Source organism: Streptomyces sp. NPDC102283 (assembly GCF_044766265.1).
Classification (GTDB): Bacteria; Actinomycetota; Actinomycetes; order Streptomycetales; family Streptomycetaceae; genus Streptomyces.
Genome location: NZ_JBIWLQ010000018.1, coordinates 96,850 through 119,388, shown reverse-complemented (window position 1 = coordinate 119,388; position 22,539 = coordinate 96,850). Strand labels below are relative to the sequence as shown.

The window sequence follows — 22,539 nt, the reverse complement described above, 5'->3', positions numbered from 1 at the left end:
GTTTCCGGATCACGGAGTTCTCAGGCTGCGGCGTCGAAGGAGGACTGATGTGCGGTCACGCGCCGGGCCGCGGAGGCGGGGCTGCGCCGGCCGCGAGAGGATGCGCTGCGGCTGCGCACACGCCGCGCGACTACCGGCGCGGCGATCGTCACAGGAATGCCGGAGGGGGCCTGGGCGCCGGTGATGCGGCCGAGTGCCTCTTCGCCGGAGCGAACCTGGGTGATCTGGGGCACGATGCCGGCGGCGGTCATGAGGCGAGTCATGTCGCGGCGCTGGTTGGGAGTGACCAGCGTGACGACGCTGCCGGACTCCCCTGCCCTCGCGGTTCGGCCGCCGCGGTGGAGGTAGTCCTTGTGGTCGGTCGGCGGGTCGACGTTGACGACGAGGTCGAGGTTGTCGACGTGGATGCCGCGGGCGGCGACGTTCGTGGCCACGAGCACCGTGACGTGCCCGGTCTTGAACTGGGTCAGGGTCCGGGTGCGCTGCGACTGCGCCTTGCCGCCGTGCAGAGCGGCGGCCCTCACACCGCTGGCCAGCAGGTGGTCGGTGAGCTTGTCCACAGCCCGCTTGGTGTCCAGGAACATGATCACCCGGCCCTCGCGCGCCGCGATCTCGGTCGTCGTGCGGTGCTTGTCGGTGCCGTGCACGTGCAGGACGTGGTGCTCCATCGTGGTGACCGCCCCGGCGGAGGGGTCGACGGAGTGGACGACCGGGTCGGTGAGGTAGCGGCGGACCAAGCGGTCGACGTTGCGGTCCAGGGTGGCGGAGAAGAGCATCCGCTGGCCCTCGGGGCGGACCTGGTCCAGAAGCTCGGTGACCTGGGGCATGAAGCCCATGTCGGCCATCTGGTCGGCCTCGTCCAGGACGGTGATCGCGACCTGGTCAAGTCGGCAGTCACCGCGGTCGATGAGGTCCTTGAGCCGGCCCGGCGTCGCCACGACGACCTCGGCACCACCGCGCAGTGCGTTGGCCTGCCTCCCGATCGACATTCCGCCGACGACGGTGGCAAGGCGCAGCCTCACCGAGCGGGCGTAGGGGGCCAGGGCGTCGGTCACCTGCTGGGCCAGCTCACGCGTCGGCACGAGGACCAGGGCCAGCGGCTGACGGGGCTCGGCCCGCTGACCGGCGGTACGGGCCAGCAGGGCCAGTCCGAACGCAAGGGTCTTGCCGGAGCCGGTGCGCCCGCGTCCCAGGGCGTCGCGGCCCGCGAGGGTGTTGGGCAGGGTCGCCCCCTGGATCGGGAACGGAACGCTCACCCCCTGCGCGGTCAGCGCCGCCAGCAGCGGGGCGGGCATGTCGAGGTCGGCGAACGCCTCGACGGCGGGCAGCGCGGGAGTGACCGTGACCGGCAGGGCGAACTCGCCCTGGACCGCGGCGGGCCGCCGCCCATGACCACCCGAGCGGCCCGAACCGCCGGAACGGGCCGGGGCAGCGGAACGGGTCGGGGCGGTCGAGCCGAAGCGGCTACCGCCTCGGCCGGAGTCGGCAGTACGGCTGCGGGCACGGGAAGAGCGATTGTTCGTACGTGTGGGGTTCATTCAGAACCTTCCTTGATACGGCACGTATCAAGGAATTCCCGCAGCGGAAGAACAGCGCGGGGAATCACAAGAACGGGCCGAGCAGAATGGGGAATCAAATAGGACCTGCGGTTGATCCCGTATGGGGAGGCAGGCCATGGAACGGGCGACGCCGTAGGGGCGAGGAACCGAGTTTCACCGGCAGGCAGGGCTCGGGAGGAGTGGGCAGTGAGAAGACTCTGCGGGCGAAAGTTTCACCGCAGGTGGCACCACTCGGGAGAATGCCCGGGGCTGGGGCCCGCACCCCGAAGGGTGCGGGCCCCAGCCACGAAGTGCGCGTCAGCGTCAGGCGGGAGCGATGTTCTCGGCCGTCGGGCCCTTCTGGCCCGGTGCGATGTCGAAGGTGACCTTCTGGCCTTCGAGCAGCTCACGGAAGCCCTGAGCGGCTATGTTCGAGAAGTGGGCGAACACGTCAGCGCCGCCACCGTCCTGCTCGATGAAGCCGAAACCCTTGGCTGCGTTGAACCACTTCACGGTGCCTGACGCCATGTCACATCTCCTTCGGGGCAGGTACGTCGGGATCCGTGATGCACGGATACCGCGTCGCCGCGATGATGCCCCGCCCGGAGGAAACCGGAAATACAATGAAGCTTCCAGTGGTCGGAAATACCCACGCGAAAGCTTGAAGTTTTGGGAACCACAACTGCAACCGAGATCGACAGTAGCATGCCGTAATGGTCCGCGTACGGTGAAAAATTCCAGTCTCTTTGCTGCGGTAAAAACACTCCCAGCGCGGCGCATTGAACTCTCACGCCGCGGCCATAGATATCGGCCCGCCCCGAGCACAGCGTTGCCGGAAGGGGCTTCACCCTTAACAGCGCGGGGATGCCGACCGTTTGCCGGCGGCGGCAGACTGGAGTTCACGGTAGCCCGAAGGGCACGAACGGGGCGGTACGCCTCCGGGAAGCTGCCTCTGACGTCGCGGCCAAAGCCCTTCACTGGGTTGAAGCCGCCTGCAGACGCCGCCCCGACCAGCCGATGGACGTATTTCGCGAAGAAGCAGCGGCGCGACAGAGCACCCACGCCGAAGACGAGAGCATCCTTTCGAGCATGACGACCGCAAGGGGGACGCCCCTTGAGCGCACTTCCGGCAGGTGAGTCCGACACCTGCCGGTCTTCCACCGGACGTGCGGCGCTTCAGGCCGAGGTCGGCATGCCGGGCGGCTTGGTGCCTCGGTGGTGTTCGGCGTTGATGCGCTGGGCTTCCTCGAGTTGGTCCTCAAGGATGACGATGCGGCAGGCGGCCTCGATCGGGGTACCGCCGTCGACGAGCTCGCGGGCGCGGGCGGCGATGCGGAGCTGGTAACGGGAGTAGCGGCGATGGCCGCCCGCGGAGCGCAGTGGGGTGATGAGGCGGGCTTCGCCGATGGCGCGGAGGAACCCTTGTGTGGTGTTGAGCATCTCGGCTGCCCGGCCCATGGTGTAGGCGGGGTAGTCGTCGTCGTCGAGGCGGCCGAACGAGTCGTCTGCTGTCATCTGTACCTTCCTGTGGAACACGCGTCGGAGGGGCCCGGGTGCCATGTGGCACCCGGGCCCCGAAGGAACTGCTACACCATCAGCCGGCTTTGATCGGCTACGCCGGCTCTGTGTTTCCGCATACCTGCCGGAAAGAGATCCGAAGGTTGCGGGGATCGCGGTTGCTTGACCGGAGACCACCTCACTCACGATGTCCTGCGGTACCCGGGCCCAACACTTCCGCCCGGGCGATCCTGATGGCGCTCGACTCCTCCGTTCTTTCCCTCTGGACAAACCACTTCCGTACTCATGGTGGCCTCTCACAGCGCCACTTCGGCAGCCAGCCCCGTCGCCCGCCCTGCATCTGCTCTGGCTTGGAACCCCACTGCCGAACTTCCCGGTACGCGCGCCGCAGCCTGACGCCATTTACCGAGGGACCACTGGTACTGCGGACTGCACTTGCTTCCTGCGTACGGCAGCCCCTGAAGACGGCGGGCCACCCGGTCCGGTCGTCAGCCCCGTCGCCATCCTGCAACGACACCGGCTTCGGAACTCCACCACCGCACCGACCTGCACACTGCAACTGCTGAGTACTGCTGCCCGGTAGTTCATCTCTACCAGGCCGTGTCGTCCTTCTTGCTTACGAGAGAAACCATAACCACCACGCACCTCAATGTCTACCTCGGCCAGCACAGATATTCACGCGCTAGCGAGAAAGGCTCTCCGCCTGAGCCACCGGCGGAGCGCAGATGGGTCATCCCAGCCAAGACCCTTGCACTCGACCAGGGCCGTTACCCGCAGCTGGGCACATCCGGTCGGAGCGCGGCCGGACAGGACACAGGCCCCGGTTCAGACAGGAGGGCTCCAGCACGGCCGACGGAGACCAGGGGGCCTGGTGGACACGATGAGCGTCGACGTCTCACCTGCCCGCTCGGCGATGTCACCTGCCCTTTGGACCTGCTCGCCTATACGCCTGCCCGGACAGCATCACGGTGGCCGCTACGACAGCGGCCTGCGGCGCTGCGTATGCGCACCACCGACCTGAACGGCGACACCGGAGGCTCCGACCGCCCGTGCTCAGCCCACTCGCCCGCGCCACCGCGGTGGCTCACCGGACACCCGGTGGCCGTCAGCGCCGACCTCGCCCGGTAACACGGCGGCCCTGGAACACCTCGCCAAGAGCATCGTGGCCGGCAGCACGGCGGATCGCCCCTCGAGAGCGGCGGCTGTTCAGTAAGCGGCCAAGAGGATGGCGATGTCGTGCACGGTGAACGCTGCCACAGTGAGCGCGTGGAACACCTCATGGAACCCGAACCAGCAAGGTGATGGGTCGGGTCGCTGGATTGCGTAGACGACCGCGCCGGCGCTGTAGAGGAGACCGCCGACCACGGTCAGGGTGAGTACAGCCGCTCCTCCGGTGTGCAGGAAGTCGGCCAGATACCGCACCGGCGCCCACCCCAGAGCCAGGTAGCACGGGGTGTACAGCCAGCGTGGCGCTCCGACCCTCAGGACCCGGAACGCGATGCCGACCGACGCGCCGGCCCACACGGTCCACAGCAGCACGGATCTGTCGTTGGGCGGCAGGAGCAGCACGGCCAGAGGGGTGCAGGTACCGGCGATGATCAAGAAGATGTTGGCGTGGTCGAGACGTCGCAGAAGAGCCTCCCCCAGTGGCCCCCAGGTACCGCGGTGGTAGGTGGCGCTTGTCCCGAACAGCAACCAGGCAGTGACGGCGTAGACGGTGCGGGCCCAGACCGCCTGCGGCGTGCGAGCCAACCCGATGAGCGCGATGCCCGCGGTCAAAGAGGCGGGGGCCATCCCCGCATGCAGCCAGCCACGCAGCCTCGGCTTGACCGGCTCCACCAGGTTGACGGCCTGCCCCACCAGAGCAGCGACCGGATGACCGCTCTTCGCCCCATCGCCACCCTGCGCTTCGCGGGGCTGAGCGACTTCGCCGCGCTCTCCACGCCTTGAGCCGACGCGGGACACCTCCGGCTCCGGCCGCATCGCGGGACACGGCTTCCCGGCCTTCACCGAGCTCATGAGCGTCACTGGCAATCATGCACTCATGCCAAAAAGGCCCACGCGAAACCCTTCAAGAGGTCCGGGAGAATGGGCTTGTCGCCCATGGGGCCCAACGCCGTCGTGCAAACCCCCCCGCGACCCCGACGTCGGTTCGGCCTGCCGGAGCTGAGTAGACGGACCGGCCGTGGGGAACGATCAGAGCTTCCGAAGCGGCATCTCCGCTCGCCCACCCGCAAGGAGCGCCCATGCTTCCTGAAGTCCACCCCCACCTGTCCGCACCTCTGGCCGACCAGTTGGAACATCAGCTGGGCCCCGCTTCGGAAGCCGGCCAGGTCGACGTGGAGCGCGTCGCGGGCATCGCAGTCGTCGCAGCTGCCCACTCCGGTGGCTATGCGGCAATCGGCCATCTCCTCGGACTGCTGGCCGCGCTCCCTGCCCCCACCGAGGCCGGAGAACGCTTCTGGTCGGACCTGTGGAGGTCTTCGGGCACGGCCTACCTGCTGCCCGCCACTATCAAGGCGGGCGTACTCGAGTCACTGACCGGCGAGGGAACCACCCTGGCCCGACAGATTCTCTCTGCCGTCGACGAGATGACCCCGCCACAACGTCTCGCAGCCGGAGAGGTGATCGGCCAAGCCCTCATCGAGTCCGACCACCTTCCCGACCTCAAGACACAAGTCATCGGCGAACTATGGATCCGCGATCTCGAACTCACCGCCTGGCATGTCCTGCACGCCGACCGCAGGTCGGACGATCCTGTAGGGCGGAAGGCCTTCCTCAAGGCTTGGTCGAACGTCTGAGAACAGGCTCTCGCGCTGGCCTCGGCAACGGCGCGTCTGTGGCGTACGACAGCCGCTGGCCCGGGCTCACAGCTGTCGTGAGTGCCATGCCGCACCCCTGCGGCACACCACAAGGCGCTTCCCCTTAAAGCCAGCCCGCAAGCGGTCGCCGCACCCCCCGCACACAGCGAGGGAGGTGACGGCCGACGGGCGACCAGCAGGCTGGAGGGAACAACGACAGGCAGCTGCTGCTGCTAACAGGCTTCTTCCAGCTGCTAAGAGGCTTCTTCCATATGTCGGACCAGCACAGCGAGCTCTCCGGCCGAACCGCCCCTCCGCAGGCCCCTGAACCTTCCCCTTACCCACGGCAGGCGCGGCTTCCCTGAGGCAGCGTCAGCACGCTTGTCCACCGGCAGTCCACCGGAGCAAGTGACCACTAGTCACCGAAGGGCTCAACTGCACCAAAACTGCAGGTCATGACCTTGCAGGAACTTACAGGCGACAGCGAAACGAACCTGCGACCTACGCATCGAGACGAACAGGCCATCAGTGATGGATCTACCGCGATGTCACGATCATCAAAAGAGAAAACCCCAGGTCACCGGCTATGTGACCTGGGGTTCTTCTGAGCCGCCTTCGGGATTCGAACCCGAGACCTACGCATTACGAGTGCGTTGCTCTGGCCAACTGAGCTAAGGCGGCGCGCCCTGTCGCACCATGGTGCGATCAGCAGCGGGGCCAAGTCTACACAGTTTCTCGGGGTGCTCCGCACACAGCGTCCCCGGAGGTGTTCGCGCTGCTCAGGGCAGGTTGGAGGGGCAGGGTGTCAGGTGCACTTCTTGCCGTCGGTGGGCGCGGTGCCCTCCAGGAGGTAGGTGTTGATCGCCGTGTCGATGCAGTCGCTGCCCCGGCCGTACGCGGTGTGGCCGTCGCCCTCGTAGGTGAGCAGGGTGCCGGAGAAGAGCTGCTCGGCGAGGGAGCGGGACCACTTGTACGGGGTGGCCGGGTCGCGGGTGGTGCCGACGACCACGATCGGGTCGGCGCCCTTCGCCTCGGTGCGGTGCGGGGTGCCCGTGGCCTCGGTGGGCCAGTAGGCGCAGTTCAGGGAGGCCCAGGCGAAGCCGCGCCCGAAGACCGGGGAGGCCTTCTCGAAGTCCGGGACCGCCTTCTCGACCGCGTCGGGGCCGTCGAAGGCGGGCGGAAGGTCGAGGCAGTTCACGGCGGCGTTGGCGAACATCAGGTTCTCGTACTTCCCGTTCGGCTCGCGCTCGTAGTAGCTGTCGGCCAAGGACAGGAGGCCGGAGCCGTCGCTGCGCTGCGCGCCCGCGAGCGCCTCGCGGAGCTGGGGCCAGGCCGCCTCGTCGTACATGGCGGCGATCACCCCGGTGGTGGCCAGGGACTCGCCCAGCTTGCGGTCGTCGCCGGTCGGGACGGGCTTGGCGTCCAGGTCCTTGAAGAGCTGCTTCAGCGCGGTCGCCGCGTCGGCGGTGGACGTGGTGCCGAGCGGGCAGTCCGGCTGTTCGACACAGTCGGCGGCGAAGGACTGGAAGGCGCCCTCGAAGCCCGCCGTCTGGTCGCGGTTCATGTCGACGGCCTTCTGGGAGGGGTCCATCGCACCGTCCAGGACGAGGCGGCCCGCCCGCTCCGGGAAGAGGTCCGCGTAGGTGGCCCCCAGGAAGGTCCCGTACGAGGCCCCGACGTAATGCAGCTTCTCGTCGCCGAGCAGGGCCCTCAGGACGTCCATGTCACGGGCCGTGTCGACGGTGGACACGTACGGGAGGATCTCGCCGCTCCGCTTCTCGCAGCCCGCCGCGAACTTCTGGAAGGACGCGCTCAGCTTCTTGACCTCCGCCTCGTCGTCGGGCGTCTGGTCGACCTGGGTGTAGGCGTCCATCTCCGGCCCCGTGAGGCACTCGACGGGTTCGCTGCGGGCCACGCCGCGCGGGTCGATCGCCACCATGTCGTAGCGGGCCCTCACCTGGGCGGGATAACCCAGTGCCGCGTACCCCTGGAGATAGCCGATCGCGGAGCCGCCGGGGCCGCCAGGATTCACCAGGAGGGATCCGATCCGCTGGCCCGGTCCCGTGGCCTTCTTGCGGGAGACGGCGAGTTCGATGTCGCCGTCATCCGGCTGGTCGTAGTCCTTCGGCGCCTTCATCGTCGTGCACTCGAACCCCTCCACCCCGCAGTCGCGCCAGCTCAGCTTCTGCGCGTAGTACGACGACAGCCCCTCGGGAGCCGCGGTGCCGGTGGCCGAAGCGCTCGGCGACGAGCCGCTGCCGCTGCAGCCGGAGATGAGGAGGCCGGCAGTGCCGATCCCGAGGGCGAAGGTGCGGAGCAGCCGCCTGGTATCCATTCAGGGAGCGTATCCGCCGGGTGACGAGTCGTCCGATTCCCTGCGCATTCGGGTGAACAGGGACCGCGGCAGGACCCCCTCAGCCCGCCCGCAGCGCCATCGTCATCGCCTCCACCGCGAGCAGCGGCGCCACGTTGCGGTCCATCGCGTCGCGGCAGGCGATCACGGACTCGATCCTGCGCAGGGTCTGCGCGGGCGTCGAGGACTCCGCGATCCGGTCGAGGGAGTCCTGCACGTCGACGTTGGCGATGGCGATCCGGGAGCCGAGCTGGAGCGCCAGCACATCGCGGTAGAAGCCGGTGAGCTCGGTCAGCGCCAGATCGAGGCTGTCCCGCTGCGTACGGGTCTTGCGGCGCTTCTGCTTGTCCTCCAGCTCCTTCATCGCCCCCGCTGTGCCGCGCGGCATCCGGCCCCCGGCCACCCCGCCGAGCGCCGCCTTGAGGTCCTCGGTCTCCTTGACGTCGACCTCCTCCGCCATCTGCTTGGCGTCGTCGGTGGCCGTGTCGATCAGCTCCTGGGCCGCCTTGAGGCAGCCGCCGACGTCGGCGACCCGCAGCGGAACCTTCAGCACCGCCGCCCGCCGCGCCCGCGCCCGCTCGTCCGTCGCGAGACGGCGCGCCCGGCCGATGTGCCCCTGGGTGGCGCGCGCAGCGGAGTGCGCCCGCTCGGGGTCGACGCCGTCGCGGCGGATCAGGACGTCGGCCACCGCCTCCACCGGCGGGGTGCTCAGGGTGAGGTGCCGGCAGCGGGAACGGATCGTGGGCAGGACGTCTTCGAGCGAGGGGGCGCACAGCATCCAGACCGTGCGTGGCGCGGGCTCCTCGACGGCCTTCAGCAGGACGTTGCCGGCGCCCTCGGTGAGGCGGTCGGCGTCCTCCATCACGATGACCTGCCACCGGCCGACCGCCGGGGAGAGCTGGGCGCGCCGGACCAGGTCGCGGGTCTCCTTCACACCGATGGAGAGCAGGTCCGTACGGATGATCTGGACGTCGGCGTGCGTGCCGATCAGGCTGGTGTGGCAGCCGTCGCAGAACCCGCAGCCGGGCACGCCTCCCAGCGCCCGGTCCGGGCTCGTGCACTGGAGCGCGGCGGCGAAGGCCCGTGCCGCCGTGGACCGGCCGGAACCGGGCGGTCCGGTGAACAGCCAGGCGTGCGTCATCTTCGAGCCCTGGTCCAGCGGCTTGCCGTCGGACACCGCGGTGACGAGGGCGTCGGCGTCCTTGGCGGCGGCGGCGAGCTGTTCCTGCACGCGGGTCTGTCCGACCAGGTCGTCCCATACGGTCATGGGTCACCGCCCTTCCGGTGGTGTCGTGCGGTGCCGCGGAGCCGCGGTGCGTCGTGGCTTCCCATTGTGGGGGACGCCACTGACAGTCCGGCCCGCCCGCCCCCGGAGGGACGGACGGGCCGGTACTTCACCGTCGGCGGTGGGGCGGGGTGTCAGCCGCGCGGGCGACGTCCCCGGCCCGCGGGACCGTCGTCCTCCTGGCCGCCGAGCAGCTCGTCCGCCAGGGTCGGCAGATCGTCCAGCGGAGTCTCCTCCGCCCAGTCCGGGCGGGGGCGCTTGCGGCGGCCCTGCTGCCGGTCGGGCGTGGCCCCGGCGTTCGGGTCCTCGACCTGCGGCAGTTCCCGGGTGCGCTCGTTCTCGCTCTCCGCGGGCGAGGACGCCGGGCTCTCGTCCCGGAAGAAGCCCTGGGGCACCCGGTCGGAGGGCTGATCGGCGGAGACCGGCGGCAGCACGGCCGTCTCGTCCGCGTCCCTGGCCGGCCGCCGGTCCGCCGACCCCCGGTCCGCCGGCCGCTGATCCGAGAAGCGCGGCAGCATCGCCGTCTCGTCGTCCCCGAGAGCGGACCCCGAACGTGCACCCCTGCCCGCACCCGTACCGGATCCGGAAGGACGGTCGTCCTCCGGCCGGACCGCCGGGACCGGCTGCGTGATCTCGTTCGGGTTCACGATCGGTGTGGGCACCGTGAGCTCGTTCTCCGGAACGGACGGGCCCTCCGACTCCGAGGACCGTGAGGACGACGACGCGGACGACCGCGACGACGTCTCCATACCGGAGTCGTGGGAGGTACGCGACGCACGCGCCTCTTCCGCACGCTGGGCCTCCGCGCGCTGAGCCTCCGCCCGATCGGCCTCGGCCCGTGCCGCCTCCGTGCGGGCGGCGGCCTCGGCCTCGGCCCGGCGGCGGGCCTCCTCGGCACGCATCAGGGCCTCTTCGGCCCTGCGCTGCTTCTCCAGCCGCTGCGCCTCGGCCTCCTTGCGGAGCCGGGCCTCCTCCTCGGCCTGCTTGCGCAGGCGCTCCTGCTCGGCCTCGCGGACCCGCTCCTCGGCCTCCAGCCGGAGCCGGTCCTCCTCGGCGCGGCGGCGGGCCTCCTCGGCGCGCTGCCGGGCCTCCTCCGCCTGGCGCTCGGCCTCGCGGCGGCGGGCCTCCTCCAGCTCGCGCTGCTTGCGCTCCTCCTCCTCGGCGCGCAGCCGGGCCAGCTGCTCCTGGCGCTCCTTCTCCAGGCGCTCCTCCTCGGCCTTGCGCGCGGCCTCCTCCTCCGCCTTGCGCCGGGCCTCCTCGATGGCCTGGCGGCGGGCCTCCTCGATGGCCTCGATCTCGGCCTCGGAGAGTGGCAGGAGTTGGTCGAGCCGGTGACGTACGACGGTGGTGATCGACTCCGGCTCCTGGCCGGCGTCCACCACCAGATAACGCGTCGGGTCGGCGGCTGCCAGGGTCAGGAACCCGGACCGCACCCGCTCGTGGAATTCGACGGGCTCCGACTCCAGCCGGTCCGGCGCCTCGGTGAACCGCTCCCGCGCGGTCGCCGGATCGACGTCCAGCAGCACCGTCAGATGCGGTACGAGGCCGCTCGTCGCCCACCGCGAGATCCGGGCGATCTCGGTCGGGGCCAGATCCCGTCCGGCGCCCTGGTAGGCGACGGACGAGTCGATGTAGCGGTCGGAGATGACGATCGCGCCGCGCTCCAGCGCCGGGCGGACCACGGAGTCGACGTGCTCGGCGCGGTCGGCGGCGTACAGCAGGGCCTCGGCCCGGTTGGACAGGCCGGCGGAGGACACGTCGAGCAGGATCGACCGCAGCCGCTTGCCGACCGGGGTGGCCCCGGGCTCGCGGGTCACGACGACCTCGTGGCCCTTGGACCGGATCCAGTCGGCGACCGCCTCGACCTGAGTGGACTTGCCCGCTCCGTCGCCGCCCTCCAGGACGAGGAAGAAGCCGGTGGCGGCGGGTGCGACCGCCGGGTCGCCGCCGCGCAGCGCCTCGCGCAGGTCCCGGCGCAGCGGCACGCCCGCCCGGTCGTCCGTCCTGGCGAGGACGAGGGCGGCGACGGGCAGCAGCAGCGCGCCGAGCAGCATCAGGGTGAAAGCGGCCCCGCCGTGGGCGAAGACGAAGTCACCGGCGACCAGGCGGTGCCGCCCGATCGCGGCGGCCAGCAGGGGGCCCGCGACCGCGCCGAGCGCGACGAGCACCCGGACGACGGCCTGGAGGTGCTCGGTGGTCCGGGCCTGCCGGAACGCCTCGGTCTCCTGGTCGATCAGGGTGTGCCCGGTGTTCGCGGCGACCCCGGCGGTGTAACCGGCGAGCAGGGCGATGGCGATCCCGGTCGCGGTGTCCGGCACCAGGCCGAGCGCGAGGAGCGCGAGGCCGGTGACCGTGACGGCCAGCGCCAGCAGACGGCGGCGCGACAGGGTGGGCAGCACATGGCGCGCGGTGCGGATGCCGAGGGCGGTGCCACCGGTCAGCCCGAGGACCAGCAGCGCGAACGTCGCGGGCCCGCCGCCGAGGTCGTAGGCGTGCAGTACGGAGACGGCCGCGGCCGCCGCGACGGCTCCGGCGAGGGCCGCGCAGACCGCGACCAGCAGGGGGACGGCGCCGGTGCGGCCCTTGTCGGGGCCGTTGCCGGTGGCGGGGCGGCGCAGACCCTCCAGCGGGGAGCGCGGCCGCGGCGTCTGCGTGGCCGGGAACCGGAGGAAGTACAGGGTGGAGATGGAGGCCGAGAAGAGCCCGGCCGCGACGTAGGACCCCAGGGCCGCCTGGTGGAAGGAGAACCACTCCAGGCCCGACCCGAGGAGGTTGCCGACCAGCGTGGCGGCCAGCAGGACCAGCGCGGCGCCGGGCACGGCGAGGAAGTTCGTACGCAGCGAGAGGCGGCGCAGGGCGTCGAGGTGGTCGGGCAGGGGGCGCACGGCCGCGCCTTCGAGGGGCGGGGCCGGCAGCAGCGCCGGGGCGGCGCTGTCCTTGGCCACGGCCCACAGGCGCTCACCGGCGCCGGTCACGAAGACGGTGATGAGGATCATCATGAGCGCCTTGTCGGGCGTCCAGTCGATCCACAGCGGGGCGACGACCAGGAGCGCCAGGCGCAGCCCGTCCACCCCGATCATCAGCCATCGTCGGTCCAGCTTTCCGCCGGGCCCCGTGAGGGACGTCAAGGGCCCCAGGAGTACGGCTCCGAAGAACAGGGTGGAAAGGATCCGGGCACCGAAGACGGCGGCGACGGCGAAGGCCGCCCCGCGGTATCCGGTGCCGAATGAGCCCTCAAGGACCGCCGCTTGCAGCGACAGCAGCACCAGCACGAGAAGGGCGAGTGCATCGCCGATACCGCCGACGAGCTGGGCGCTCCACAACCGCTTCAGCGGGGGAATACGCAACAGGGCCCGTACGGCGCGCTCGCGTGAGTCTGCGGCAAGTGTGTCGGAGGTGGGGCTCACGACCGTTGGCTGCTCGGCTCGCGTCATCCGCCCAGCCTATCGGCAGCGGCGCGGTGACCGTCGGCCCGTCCGAACATATGGACGTAAACAACTTCCGGCCAGGGTGCGCGAGACCCTCTTGCGCACCACCGCCCGGCCTCTTTGCGCACCGCCGCCGCACACGGCTGCGCGCCGCCGCCCGGCGCTCCCGCGCACCACCGCACCGCACGCCCACGCGCCACCGCCCGGCACCTGGATCACAGGGATCGAGGTACCGGGCGGCTGGGTGCGATCCGCGCGACGTCGGAGTCAGTCGTCCGACAAGGCAGCGGGGTCAGTCGTCCGACGGGGCGGCGGCGGAGGACGAGGCGGAAGCCGTCTTCTTCGCTGTCGCCGTCGTCTTCTTGGCAGCCGTCTTGGCGGTCGTCGCCTTCTTGGCCGTCGTCGTCTTCTTCGCCGCGGTCTTCTTGGCGGCCGTGGTCTTGGTGGCCGTCGTCTTCTTCGCGGCCGTCTTCTTGGCCGTCGCCTTCTTCGCCGGGGCCTTCTTGGCCGTCTTCTTCTTCGCGGGCCCCTTGGCGCGCTTCTCGGCGAGCAGCTCGTAGCCGCGCTCCGGCGTGATGTCCTCGACGCTGTCGTCGGTCCGCAGCGTCGCGTTGGTCTCGCCGTCGGTGACGTACGCGCCGAAGCGGCCGTCCTTCACCACGACCGGCGCACCGCTGACCGGGTCGGTGCCCAGTTCCTTCAGCGGCGGCTTGGCCGCGGCCCGGCCGCGCTGCTTGGGCTGGGCGTAGATCGCGAGGGCCTCTTCGAGGGTGATGTCGAAGAGCTGGTCCTCGGAGGTCAACGACCGGGAGTCGGTGCCCTTCTTCAGATACGGGCCGTAACGGCCGTTCTGCGCGGTGATCTCGACGCCCTCGGCGTCCTCGCCGACGACGCGCGGCAGCGACATCAGCTTGAGGGCGTCGGCGAGGGTGACCGTGTCCAGGGACATGGACTTGAAGAGGGAGGCGGTCCGCGGCTTCACCGCGTTCTTGCCGGTCTTCGGCGTCCCCTCGGGCAGCACCTCGGTGACGTACGGGCCGTAGCGGCCGTCCTTGGCGATGATCTGGTTCCCGCTGACCGGGTCGGCGCCCAGCTCGAAGTCGCCGCTGGGCTTCGCCAGCAGCTCCTCCGCGAGCTCCACGGTCAGCTCGTCGGGGGCCAGGTCCTCGGGCACGTCGGCCCGCTGGTGGCCCTCGGCGTCCTTCTCGCCCCGCTCGATGTACGGGCCGTAGCGGCCGACGCGGAGCTTGATGTCGTTGCCGACCGGGAAGGAGGAGATCTCCCGGGCGTCGATCGCGCCGAGGTCGGTGACCAGTGCCTTCAGGCCGCCGAGGTGGTCGCCGTCGCCGTTGCCCGCGTCGGAGGCCGATCCGGCTCCGGCGGTGTCGTCACCGGGCTGGGCGCCGAAGTAGAAGCGCTTGAGCCACGGCACGGACTGGGCCTCGCCCCGCGAGATGCGGTCGAGGTCGTCCTCCATGCGGGCGGTGAAGTCGTAGTCGACGAGCCGGCCGAAGTGCTTCTCCAGCAGGTTGACCACGGCGAAGGACAGGAAGGACGGGACGAGCGCCGTGCCCTTCTTGAAGACATAGCCGCGATCGAGGATCGTCCCGATGATCGAGGCGTACGTCGACGGGCGGCCGATCTCGCGCTCTTCCAGCTCCTTGACCAGCGAGGCCTCGGTATAGCGGGCCGGGGGCTTGGTGGCGTGCCCGTCGACCGTGACCTCGTCGGCGGACAGCGCGTCGCCCTCGGCCACCTGCGGCAGCCGGCGCTCGCGGTCGTCCAGCTCGGCGTTCGGGTCGTCCGCGCCCTCGACGTACGCCTTCATGAAGCCGTGGAAGGTGATCGTCTTGCCGGACGCGGAGAACTCGGCGTCCCGGCCGTCGCTCGCCCGGCCGCCGATCTTGACGGTGACGGAGTTGCCGGTCGCGTCCTTCATCTGGGAGGCGACGGTCCGCTTCCAGATCAGCTCGTAGAGCCGGAACTGGTCGCCGGTGAGGCCGGTCTCGGCAGGAGTGCGGAAGCGGTCGCCGGAGGGGCGGATCGCTTCGTGCGCCTCCTGCGCGTTCTTGACCTTCCCGGCGTACGTACGCGGCTTCTCGGGGAGGTAGTTCGCCCCGTACAGCTGCGTGACCTGGGCCCGGGCCGCGGAGATCGCGGTGTCCGAGAGGGTCGTGGAGTCCGTACGCATATAGGTGATGAAGCCGTTCTCGTACAGCTTCTGCGCCACCTGCATGGTCGCCTTCGCCCCGAAGCCCAGCTTGCGGCTCGCCTCCTGCTGGAGGGTCGTGGTCCGGAAGGGGGCGTACGGGGAGCGGCGGTAGGGCTTCGACTCGACGGACCGGACCGCGAAGGAGGAGTCGGCGAGCGCGGCGGCCAGGGCGCGGGCGTTCGTCTCGTCCAGGTGCAGGGTCCGGGCGGAGCCGGCCTTCAGCTGCCCGTCGGGGCCGAAGTCGCGGCCCTGGGCGATCCGGCGGCCGTCGACCGCGCTGAGGCGGGCGGTGAGGGTCGAGGGGTCGGAGGCGTCACCGGCGCGGCCGGTGGCGAACTTTCCGGTCAGGTCCCAGTACTCGGCGGAGCGGAAGGCGATGCGCTCGCGCTCCCGCTCGACGACGAGCCGGGTGGCGACGGACTGGACGCGGCCCGCCGAGAGCTTCGGCATGACCTTCTTCCACAGGACCGGCGAGACCTCGTAGCCGTAGAGGCGGTCGAGGATGCGGCGGGTCTCCTGGGCGTCGACCATGCGCTGGTTGAGCTCGCGCGGGTTGGCGACGGCTGCCCGGATCGCGTCCTTGGTGATCTCGTGGAAGACCATCCGGTGGACCGGGACCTTGGGCCTGAGCACTTCCTGGAGGTGCCACGCGATGGCTTCGCCCTCGCGGTCCTCATCGGTGGCGAGGAAGAGTTCGTCGGACTCGGCCAAGAGCTGCTTGAGCTTCCTGACCTGGGCCTTCTTGTCGGCGTTGACGACGTAGATGGGCTGGAAGTCGTGTTCGACGTCCACCCCGAGGCGGCGTACCTCGCCGGTGTACTCGTCCGGGACCTCGGCCGCGCCGTTCGGGAGGTCGCGGATGTGCCCGACGCTCGCCTCGACGACGTATCCGGGGCCGAGATAGCCCTTGATCGTCTTCGCCTTGGCAGGCGACTCGACGATGACGAGTCGGCGGCCGCCCTGTGCGGTCTCGCTGGTCGGGGACAACTTCGCTCTTCTCTCCGGTCGACACTCGATGGGCATCCGGGCAGCGTCATGACGCTGCCCGCGGTGCTGTCGCTGCGGAGTGTGACGGTACAACCCGCCCCCGTGTCAAACGGCAAAAGCCCGCAACGGCCACTCGAACGGTAACCCGACTTCCGCCATTCCTGCCGCCCGGACCGCCGGGTCCGGGCCGCGCGGAGGCGTGGCCGGTGTCTTTTCGGAGGTGGTCGCGGTGTCCGCCGGACATCCTGTCGGCCCGGGCGCCGCCCTGCCGGGGGCGGGGATCAGACGAGCGTGAAACACCACACGCCGAGGCCGAGGAAAACCACGCCGAAGAGGGTCGTGAGTGCGGTGGAGGCGACGGGGCTCACATCGTGCGCCACCGGCGCGCGGTGCAGGGCTCGCGCCCCGGTCCAGATCAGGAGGGCGGCGCCGAACAGCGCCAGGGCCGTACCGGCGAAGACTGCTGAGACGCTCTCCATGTCGTACCCCTAGCCCGTCGTGGCGAACCGCCCGGGACGGGCCGACCGGTCCCGGCGCCGGACCTCGGCGGTCCGGCACGGGGAGGTTGTCACCCCGGGGCATCGCCCACACGAACCCAGGGTGAACAGCACTCCCCCGCCGACCAGCGGAGCCCCATCGGCCGCATACGGACCGCATGAGGACCGCATGCGGATAGCCCGAGGACGGCACAGGGACCGCACAGGGACCGCACGACCGGAATGCGCGGTCCGGGCGCGTCGGAGAGCGCGCCGAGCGGGAACGCACTGGTGACAAGAACGACACCGCCCGACAGGGAAGCGTCCCCGCCCCGTACCGGAAGGCGGTCGCGGTCGCTGCTGCACGGCCGCGGCCTCCAGGTCACGCTGCCCTACGGACACGGCCTCCAGGCCGCCGGCCGCCGTACCTCCGCGCCGCCTTCCCCGCACTCCACCGCCGCGTCCCGCACGTGCTCCGCGCCCTACCGGCCCCGCGGCACGGCACCGGGCGCCGGCTCCAGGAAGCCCTCCTCGACCAGCAGCCGGATCGCCTGCGGAGTGCGGTCGCGCAGGAGCACCGGGTCTTCCGCCATCAACTGCGCGATGGCGTCCAGAATCCGCCCGGCGGGCAGCGAGCCGTCGCACACGCCCGCGAACCCGGCCGCCACCGCGTCGACCTTGGTCGCCCGCATCATGCCGCGGTGCTGACGCAGCACCACGTGCTCGGGGTCCTCCGCGCCCGGCATGCCGACCTGCTCCTGCACGACCTCGGCAGCAAGCACGAAGTGTCCGGCGAGCAGCGCCGCGTCGTCCTGGTCGCGGAGGTAGTCCTGGCGGGCGAAGTGCTCCTGGACGGTCTGTCCGAGCGGCTGCCGCACCGCGTGCGGCCACTCCTCGACGACGATCGAGGGGTTCCCGGCCGCCGCCGCGGCGGATTTGCGCAGGGTGATCCAGCCGAACCCGACGGCCGTGGCGCCCCGCGCCTCGAACTCGTCGAGCCACGCCTCGTACCGCTCGGTGTACTCGGCGGGGTCGCCGCGGTGGTCGCCGCTGTCCCGCAGCCACAGCTCGGCGTACTGCGTGACGTCCTGGACCTCGCGCTGGACGATCCAGGCGTCACAGCCGAACGGCACCCAGGAGCGCAGCCGGTCCTGCCACTCCTCGCCCTCCAGGTGCTGCCAGTTGGCGAGGAACTGGGCGTAGCCCCCCTCGTTCAGATGGTCGCCGGACTGCCGCACCAGCTCCCGGCACAGGTCGTCGCCGCCCATGCCGCCGTCCCGGTAGGTGAGGCGGGCGCCGGGCGAGATGACGAAGGGCGGGTTGGAGACGATCAGGTCGAACGTGTCGGAGCCCACCGGCTCGAAGAGGGAGCCTTCGCGCAGGTCGGCGGGGGCGGCGCCGGACAGGGCGAGGGTGAGCCGGGTGAACTCCAGGGCGCGGGGGTTGAGGTCGGTGGCGGTGATCCGGGTCGCGTGCTGGGCGGCGTGCAGCGCCTGGATGCCGGAGCCCGTACCGAGGTCGAGGGCCGAGGCCACCGGCGCCCGGACGGTGATCCCGGCGAGGGTGGTGGAGGCCCCGCCGACACCGAGGACGACGCCCTCCTCGCGGGAGCCGATGCCGCCGGCACCGCCGACCGCGCACCCGAGGTCGGACACGATGAACCAGTCCTCGCCGTCCGGCCCGCCGTACGGCCGTACGTCGACGCCCGCACGGACCGTGCCGTCGGCGTGGCTCACCCAGCCGTCCGTGACGCACTCGGCGAGCGGCAGGGCGGCACGTGCCTGCTCCTCGGCGACGGGACGCTGCAGCAAGAACAGCCGCACCAGCGTGTCGAGCGAGGTGTCGCCCCGGGTGGCCCGCAGGGCGGGGACCGTCTCGCTGCGGGCGAGGGCGGCATAGGCGGGCGCGCCGAGGCGGTCGAGGAGCCCGTCCGCGGTGAAGTCCGCGGCGAGCAGGGCCTCACGGAGGGCGGCGGCGTGGTCGGGTGCGGGAAGGCTGCTCTTACTCACCCACCCATTGTGTCCGCTCCCACCGACAACGGCAGCGGCCCGGGCACCCACCGGGTGTCCGGGCCGGAAGAACGGCGCTCAGCCCTTCTTCTCCGAGGAGTCCTTGTCCCCGGACTCCTTCTCCGTCGAGTCCTTCTCCGTCGAGTCCTTCTCGTCGGGGGCCGTGCCCTCCGTGGACGCGTCGGAGCCGACCGCCCCGGAGCCGGAGGGGCCGGTCGAGGCAGTCGGCTTCTGGCAGCCCTTCTGCTTCGACATCGCGGCGCCGACCTCGCCGGACTGGAGCTTCTTCAGAGCCTGGTCACCGCTGGTGCTGATCTTGTTCAGCTCGTCGGCGATGCCCTTCAGTCCGTCGGCGAACTTCGCCTGGTCCTTGGTGTCGAGCGCGTCGACCTCGGTCTTGAGGTCGGCGTACGCCTTGGAGGAGGCGTTGAGCTCCTTGACCGCTTCCTTCTGCGTGGTCTCACCGTCGTCGACCGGCGGCGGACCGGCCGAGTCCACGGCGGCGCCCAGCGACTTGTACGCCTGGGAGATCTGCTGGAAGGCGGCCGAGTCGGTCTTCTGGACGTCGGCGGGCTTGCTGTTGTCCGCGGTCTGCTGCTGGATGGAGGCGTTGGCGTTGGCGATCTTCTGCAGTTGCGGCTGAACCTGGTCGCAGACCTTCTTGGCCCAGTCGTTGACCTTGTTGTCGCTGTCGTCGCTGCAGCCCGACAGCGTCAGTACGAGTACCGCACCGCCGGACAGTGCGGCTGCAAGCTTCTTGTTCACCGGATGGGTCCCTTCCAAGGCTCTCGGCCCCGGAACTTACACGCCGGGGGGACGACAGCCGGGCGCCGGTCATCCGGTGTGCATGCTTTTGAAGCCATTTGCACCAAGGGAAATGAGGGAGATACCACTCGCCCAGAGAATCGGACGCCCGATCGGTCACTCATCCGAAAGGCTGCTCCCGATCATCGACCCACACCGACGCGGACGCCACCGGACACCACCGGACGAGAGCGGAAGGAGTCGCGGGAGCGCGGAGAGAGGCGGAGAAGGGAGCAGAGGAGGGCGGACGGCACGTCAGCACGCGCCGCCCGCCCATTGTTTGATCACACGTCACACGGGTGTGCCCACCCGGAGCACCTCGCTAGGTACGGCTCACGGGGCCGCCGCTGGATCCGGCGCGGGGACCGAGGGGCCGCCGCCTCCCGAGGCGTCGTCGTCGCCCACGGCGATGCCGCGCCGCTTGGAGACGTAGACCGCGACGACGACGATCCCGATGGAGACGACGGCCACCAGCGCCCGCACCCACGGGTTCGCGTCCGCTCCGTAACTGAACTGCACGATCGCCGGGGCGATGAGCAGGGCGACCAGGTTCATCACCTTGAGCAGCGGGTTGATCGCCGGGCCGGCCGTGTCCTTGAACGGGTCGCCGACCGTGTCGCCGATGACGGTCGCGGCATGGGCCTCGCTGCCCTTGCCGCCGTGGTGGCCGTCCTCGACGAGCTTCTTGGCGTTGTCCCAGGCGCCCCCGGAGTTGGCGAGGAACACGGCCATCAGCGTGCCCGTGGCGATCGCCCCGGCGAGGTACGAGCCGAGGGCGCCGACGCCGAGGGTGAAACCGACGGCGATCGGCGCCAGGACCGCGAGAAGTCCCGGTGTGGCCAGTTCGCGCAGGGCGTCGCGGGTGCAGATGTCGACGACGCGCCCGTACTCCGGCTTCTCCGAGTAGTCCATGATCCCGGGATGCTCGCGGAACTGCCGCCTGACCTCGTAGACCACCGCTCCGGCGGACCGGGACACGGCGTTGATGGCCAGCCCGGAGAACAGGAAGACGACCGCGGCGCCCAGGATCAGGCCGACGAGGTTGTTGGGCTGCGAGATGTCCAGGCTCAGCCCCAGCTCGCCCGCCCCTGCCCCGACCTCGTCCACCGCCGTGGCGATGGCGTCGCGGTAGGACCCGAAGAGCGCCGCCGCCGCGAGAACGGCGGTGGCGATGGCGATGCCCTTGGTGATGGCCTTGGTCGTGTTGCCGACCGCGTCCAGGTCGGTGAGCACCTGGGCACCGGCCCCGGTGACGTCCCCGGACATCTCGGCGATGCCCTGGGCGTTGTCCGAGACCGGTCCGAAGGTGTCCATGGCCACGATGACGCCCACCGTGGTGAGGAGTCCCGTCCCGGCGAGCGCGACCGCGAAGAGCGCCAGCATGATCGACGTACCGCCCAGCAGGAACGCCCCGTAGACGCCGAGGCTGATCAGCAGCGCGGTGTACACGGCCGATTCCAGGCCGATGGAGATGCCCGCCAGCACCACGGTGGCCGGGCCGGTGAGGGAGGACTTCCCGATGTCCCGGACCGGGCGGCGATTGGTCTCGGTGAAGTAGCCGGTGAGCTGCTGGATGAGCGCGGCCAGGACGATGCCGATGGCCACCGCGACCAGGGCGAAGATCCGCGGATCGCCGCCGTGCCCGGCGATCGCCCCGTCGGTGACCCCGTCCAGCTCGGCGTACGAGGAGGGCAGATAGGTGAACGCGGCGACGGCCACCAGGGCGAGCGAGATCACGGCGGAGATGAAGAAGCCGCGGTTGATCGCGGTCATCCCGCTGCGGTCGGCGCGGCGCGGGGCCACCGCGAAGATCCCGATCATCGCGGTGACGACGCCGATCGCCGGGACCATCAGGGGGAAGGCGAGACCGGAGTCGCCGAACGCGGCCATACCGAGGATGAGCGCCGCGACGAGCGTCACGGCGTACGACTCGAAGAGGTCGGCGGCCATGCCCGCGCAGTCACCGACGTTGTCGCCCACGTTGTCGGCGATGGTGGCGGCGTTGCGCGGATCGTCCTCCGGGATGCCCTGCTCCACCTTGCCCACCAGGTCGGCGCCCACATCCGCGGCCTTGGTGAAGATCCCGCCGCCGACCCTCATGAACATGGCGATCAGCGCCGCGCCGAGACCGAACCCCTCCAGCACCTTGGGCGCGTCGGCGGCATAGACGAGCACCACGCAGGACGCCCCGAGCAGCCCGAGTCCCACCGTGATCATTCCGACCACACCACCGGTACGGAAAGCGATCTTCATCGCTTTGTGCGAGACAGCGGTGAGATCCCTTTCCGGTTCGCCTTCCGCCGGAGTCGCCTCACGCGCGGCCGCGGCCACTCGCACATTGCTCCGTACGGCGAGCCTCATGCCGATGTATCCGGTCGCCGCCGAGAAAAGCGCGCCCACCAGGAAGAAGAGGGAACGCCCCGCGCGCTGCGACCAGTTGTCGGCCGGCAACAGGAACAAGAGGAAGAACACGACGATGGAGAAGACACCGACCGTGCGCAGTTGCCGGGCCAGATAGGCGTTCGCGCCCTCCTGGACCGCCGCGGCGATCTCCTTCATGCGCTCGGTGCCCTCGCCCGCCGCCAGGACCTGGCGTACGAGCAGCTGGGCGACGATCAGCGCGGCGACGGCGACGACCGCCACCACGATGACGATCAGCCGGTTCCCGTCGGTGAGTACCGCCGCCGCGAGGGAGACGGGTCGGTCAGAGAATGCGGATTCTTGCGTCAGTGCTGCCATTGGGGTGGTGAAGAACTCCGCCATACGTCCTCCTTGACGCTCAGCGCTCAAGTCGTGGACGGATTGTAGGGAGCGGAACCTGATCAAAACAGTGGGTGGGATGAGAATTGATCGCCCTCCCTCCAACGCCGAAAGATCGGCGGAGGGATTTTGCTCGAACGCAGTAATGAGGCAGGGGCATTACCCGAAGAGAATCAAGGAAAAAGGCCCTGCTCAGCAGGGCCCAGGAAGACGAAACATCACTGGCGCGCCTCGACGCCCACGGATCGCAGGGCCTCGGAACCGCAGGGCCTCGGAACCGCAGGGCGGATCTCAGCACCCCGGCACCCCGGGGCCCCGGTACCTCAGCACCCCGACGCCTCGGGCCCCGGCGCCTCAGACGCAGTGCT

14 protein-coding genes and 1 tRNA gene are annotated in these 22,539 nt (G+C 70.4%); 2 read left to right on the top strand and 13 right to left on the bottom strand.

Translation table 11 applies throughout. From position 1 onward, the window contains the following. Positions 1-20: 20 nt before the first annotated feature. The 4 genes from ACIRJT_RS29970 to ACIRJT_RS29955 all read right to left on the bottom strand — a co-directional run bounded on the left by ACIRJT_RS29970 (position 21) and on the right by ACIRJT_RS29955 (position 4,895). Positions 21-1,538 carry a DEAD/DEAH box helicase gene (locus ACIRJT_RS29970; protein WP_403915148.1) on the bottom strand — a complete coding sequence of 506 codons (1,518 nt, stop codon included), beginning with the start codon at positions 1,536-1,538 and terminating at the stop codon, positions 21-23. A gap of 324 nt (positions 1,539-1,862) precedes the next feature. After that, complete coding sequence (locus tag ACIRJT_RS29965) at positions 1,863-2,066, bottom strand: cold-shock protein (protein WP_151512159.1); 204 nt, start codon at positions 2,064-2,066, stop codon at positions 1,863-1,865. 648 nt (positions 2,067-2,714) lie between these two features. After that, entirely contained in the window at positions 2,715-3,053 is a 339-nt protein-coding gene (locus tag ACIRJT_RS29960) for a MerR family transcriptional regulator (protein ID WP_403915145.1), read from the bottom strand. A gap of 1,209 nt (positions 3,054-4,262) precedes the next feature. Next, entirely contained in the window at positions 4,263-4,895 is a 633-nt protein-coding gene (locus ACIRJT_RS29955) for a hemolysin III family protein (protein ID WP_403915296.1), read from the bottom strand. Between ACIRJT_RS29955 and ACIRJT_RS29950 the strand changes: the two genes are divergently transcribed. Then, positions 4,857-5,006, top strand: coding sequence for a hypothetical protein (locus ACIRJT_RS29950; protein WP_403915314.1), 150 nt, complete (start codon positions 4,857-4,859; stop codon positions 5,004-5,006). The two genes, ACIRJT_RS29955 and ACIRJT_RS29950, sit on opposite strands and share 39 nt — an antisense overlap. Positions 5,007-5,302: 296 nt before the next feature. Further along, complete coding sequence (locus ACIRJT_RS29945; protein ID WP_361333251.1) at positions 5,303-5,857, top strand: hypothetical protein; 555 nt, start codon at positions 5,303-5,305, stop codon at positions 5,855-5,857. A gap of 607 nt (positions 5,858-6,464) precedes the next feature. Here ACIRJT_RS29945 and ACIRJT_RS29940 read toward each other — a convergent pair. From ACIRJT_RS29940 to ACIRJT_RS29900, 9 genes are all read right to left on the bottom strand, one after another. Beyond that, a tRNA-Thr gene (locus ACIRJT_RS29940) sits at positions 6,465-6,538 on the bottom strand. Positions 6,539-6,662: 124 nt separating this feature from the next. Continuing rightward, positions 6,663-8,192, bottom strand: coding sequence for an alpha/beta hydrolase (locus tag ACIRJT_RS29935; RefSeq protein WP_403915143.1), 1,530 nt, complete (start codon positions 8,190-8,192; stop codon positions 6,663-6,665). A 79-nt stretch (positions 8,193-8,271) separates the two neighbouring features. Next, on the bottom strand, positions 8,272-9,477 hold the full coding sequence (locus ACIRJT_RS29930; RefSeq protein WP_403915140.1) for a DNA polymerase III subunit delta': 1,206 nt from the start codon (positions 9,475-9,477) through the stop codon (positions 8,272-8,274). A 152-nt stretch (positions 9,478-9,629) separates the two neighbouring features. Further along, positions 9,630-12,929, bottom strand: a complete 3,300-nt coding sequence (gene tmk, locus ACIRJT_RS29925; RefSeq protein WP_403915137.1) for a dTMP kinase — start codon at positions 12,927-12,929, stop codon at positions 9,630-9,632. A 286-nt stretch (positions 12,930-13,215) separates the two neighbouring features. Then, complete coding sequence (topA, locus tag ACIRJT_RS29920) at positions 13,216-16,122, bottom strand: type I DNA topoisomerase (protein WP_403915135.1); 2,907 nt, start codon at positions 16,120-16,122, stop codon at positions 13,216-13,218. A 281-nt stretch (positions 16,123-16,403) separates the two neighbouring features. Continuing rightward, on the bottom strand, positions 16,404-16,601 hold the full coding sequence (locus ACIRJT_RS29915; protein WP_403915132.1) for a hypothetical protein: 198 nt from the start codon (positions 16,599-16,601) through the stop codon (positions 16,404-16,406). A gap of 479 nt (positions 16,602-17,080) precedes the next feature. Beyond that, positions 17,081-18,607, bottom strand: a complete 1,527-nt coding sequence (locus ACIRJT_RS29910; protein WP_403915129.1) for a methyltransferase — start codon at positions 18,605-18,607, stop codon at positions 17,081-17,083. A gap of 78 nt (positions 18,608-18,685) precedes the next feature. Further along, entirely contained in the window at positions 18,686-19,372 is a 687-nt protein-coding gene (locus tag ACIRJT_RS29905; protein WP_403915126.1) for a small secreted protein, read from the bottom strand. A gap of 372 nt (positions 19,373-19,744) precedes the next feature. After that, positions 19,745-22,174, bottom strand: a complete 2,430-nt coding sequence (locus ACIRJT_RS29900; protein ID WP_403915124.1) for a sodium-translocating pyrophosphatase — start codon at positions 22,172-22,174, stop codon at positions 19,745-19,747. Positions 22,175-22,539: the final 365 nt, after the last annotated feature.